Origin of the sequence: Staphylococcus caprae (assembly GCF_002902725.1) — a bacterium.
GTDB lineage: Bacteria > Bacillota > Bacilli > Staphylococcales > Staphylococcaceae > Staphylococcus > Staphylococcus caprae.
In genome coordinates, this window is the sequence record NZ_PPRT01000026.1 from 1 (window position 1) to 1,635 (window position 1,635).

Here is a 1,635-nt window from a genome sequence, read left to right on the forward strand (position 1 = left end):
AGTTACAAACTATTTAGTATTTATGAGCTAATCAAACATCATAATTTTTTATGGAGAGTTTGATCCTGGCTCAGGATGAACGCTGGCGGCGTGCCTAATACATGCAAGTCGAGCGAACAGACGAGGAGCTTGCTCCTCTGACGTTAGCGGCGGACGGGTGAGTAACACGTGGATAACCTACCTATAAGACTGGGATAACTTCGGGAAACCGGAGCTAATACCGGATAACATGTTGAACCGCATGGTTCAACAGTGAAAGACGGTCTTGCTGTCACTTATAGATGGATCCGCGCCGCATTAGCTAGTTGGTAAGGTAACGGCTTACCAAGGCAACGATGCGTAGCCGACCTGAGAGGGTGATCGGCCACACTGGAACTGAGACACGGTCCAGACTCCTACGGGAGGCAGCAGTAGGGAATCTTCCGCAATGGGCGAAAGCCTGACGGAGCAACGCCGCGTGAGTGATGAAGGTCTTCGGATCGTAAAACTCTGTTATTAGGGAAGAACAAATGTGTAAGTAACTATGCACGTCTTGACGGTACCTAATCAGAAAGCCACGGCTAACTACGTGCCAGCAGCCGCGGTAATACGTAGGTGGCAAGCGTTATCCGGAATTATTGGGCGTAAAGCGCGCGTAGGCGGTTTTTTAAGTCTGATGTGAAAGCCCACGGCTCAACCGTGGAGGGTCATTGGAAACTGGAAAACTTGAGTGCAGAAGAGGAAAGTGGAATTCCATGTGTAGCGGTGAAATGCGCAGAGATATGGAGGAACACCAGTGGCGAAGGCGACTTTCTGGTCTGTAACTGACGCTGATGTGCGAAAGCGTGGGGATCAAACAGGATTAGATACCCTGGTAGTCCACGCCGTAAACGATGAGTGCTAAGTGTTAGGGGGTTTCCGCCCCTTAGTGCTGCAGCTAACGCATTAAGCACTCCGCCTGGGGAGTACGACCGCAAGGTTGAAACTCAAAGGAATTGACGGGGACCCGCACAAGCGGTGGAGCATGTGGTTTAATTCGAAGCAACGCGAAGAACCTTACCAAATCTTGACATCCTCTGACCCCTCTAGAGATAGAGTTTTCCCCTTCGGGGGACAGAGTGACAGGTGGTGCATGGTTGTCGTCAGCTCGTGTCGTGAGATGTTGGGTTAAGTCCCGCAACGAGCGCAACCCTTAAGCTTAGTTGCCATCATTAAGTTGGGCACTCTAAGTTGACTGCCGGTGACAAACCGGAGGAAGGTGGGGATGACGTCAAATCATCATGCCCCTTATGATTTGGGCTACACACGTGCTACAATGGACAATACAAAGGGTGGCGAAACCGCGAGGTCAAGCAAATCCCATAAAGTTGTTCTCAGTTCGGATTGTAGTCTGCAACTCGACTACATGAAGCTGGAATCGCTAGTAATCGTGGATCAGCATGCCACGGTGAATACGTTCCCGGGTCTTGTACACACCGCCCGTCACACCACGAGAGTTTGTAACACCCGAAGCCGGTGGAGTAACCTTTTGGAGCTAGCCGTCGAAGGTGGGACAAATGATTGGGGTGAAGTCGTAACAAGGTAGCCGTATCGGAAGGTGCGGCTGGATCACCTCCTTTCTAAGGATATATTCGGAACATCTTCTACGAAGATGAA

The 1,635-nt window shown here is 50.6% G+C and carries 1 rRNA gene; it reads left to right on the forward strand.

Annotation, left to right across the window (positions count from 1 at the left end):
• Positions 1-47 precede the first annotated feature (47 nt).
• Positions 48-1,598, forward strand: a 16S ribosomal RNA gene (locus tag CD155_RS05080).
• Positions 1,599-1,635 lie beyond the last annotated feature (37 nt).